This window comes from Peribacillus sp. NPDC056705 (assembly GCF_043656335.1).
In genome coordinates, this window is sequence record NZ_JBHTYI010000185.1 from 1 (window position 1) to 1,427 (window position 1,427).

Annotated in this window: 2 protein-coding genes; both read right to left on the reverse strand. The window is 50.5% G+C overall.

Translation table 11 applies throughout. The features are described from left to right. Positions 1–693, reverse strand: a 693-nt coding sequence (proC, locus tag ACFRAK_RS28735) for a pyrroline-5-carboxylate reductase (RefSeq protein WP_394573152.1), incomplete at its 3' end; no start/stop codon positions are given. 31 nt (positions 694–724) lie between these two features. Next, a partial coding sequence (locus ACFRAK_RS28740; protein ID WP_394573153.1) for a glutamate-5-semialdehyde dehydrogenase occupies positions 725–1,427 on the reverse strand: 703 nt, incomplete at its 5' end.

Below are 1,427 nucleotides of genomic sequence, written 5' to 3' on the forward strand. Positions count from 1 at the left end.
CTGCTGGACCATACGAGCAGCTCCGAGTATCGTCTGAAGTGTCAGATCATGGCTTTGTTCCGGCGTGAGCCCACCGCGGATACCGGCTGCGGTCATCGCTTCCATCATGTAGTAGAAATAAGCAGGACCACTGCCGGAAATACCGGTCAGTATATCCATTCTCTCTTCTTCAATGACGGTCACATTGCCAACGGCTTCGAATAAGGTAAGCACGAGTTGACGATGTTCATCGCTGATTCCTTTGGAGAAGGAGATACCGGTTGAACCGAGTCCGATGGACGCCGACGTATTGGGCATCGTACGGGCCAGCGGTTGCTCATTCCCGAGTAGGGTATGCGTCGTATAAATGGACAATCCCGCGATCACCGAGATAATCAGTTGATCTGGCGACAACAGTGGCCCTAATTCTTTCAGCGCCTTGGCTGCATCTTTCGGTTTCATCGCCAGCACGATCACGGGCGAGGATTTTAGAATCTCGATTTTGGCCGGTTCATTATTGCTGATACGAACGCCGTATCGTCCGCTTAATTCCACGAGACGATCGGCATTACTGCGGTTTAACATCGTAATATGTTCCGGGAGCACAACAGAACGACTAATTAAGCCCCGTACGATGGCTTCTGCCATAGAGCCTGCACCATAGAAGGTGATCTCTTTGTCAATTAGAGGTCTGTTCTGAGGGGAATGACACATCGTTGTTTCCTCCTTCAAGGATGGTTTAGGTTTATTCGCGTATTTGACCACTACCGATAATAACATATTTAGATGAAGTAAGCGCAGGCAGTCCCATAGGACCGCGTGCATGCAACTTTTGCGTACTGATTCCGATCTCGGCGCCAAAGCCGAATTCAAAGCCGTCAGTAAAACGGGTAGATGCGTTATGATAAACCGCTGCTGCGTCCACCTCCTGGAGAAAACGCTGGGCATGTCCTTGATTCTCCGTAACGATACACTCCGAATGCTGCGTACCATACTTGGCAATATGTGTTAAGGCCTGGTCCAGATCATCGACGATGATGACGTTTAGAATATAGTCATTATACTCGGTGGCGTAGTCCTCGGTCGAACTTGGGGTAGCCCAGGGTACATACTGAAGGGTGCGGCTGCACCCACGCAGTTCCACGTTTCGCTCTCGAAAGACGCCAGCCAAGGCGACCAAATGCTGCTCGGCATACTGTTGGTGAATGATTAAGGTTTCCATCGAATTACAGACGGAGGGCCTTTGGACTTTGGCATTCAAGGCGATGGCAGTTGCCATGTCTGGAGAGGCTGATTCATCCAAGTACGTGTGGCAGATCCCTGCACCCGTTTCGATAACTGGAACTGTAGCGTTCATGACCACGTTCTGAATGAGCGAACTTCCTCCGCGGGGAATAATGACGTCAAGCAAGCCGTTTAGCTTTAGCATTTCGTCTACAGAGGAGCGG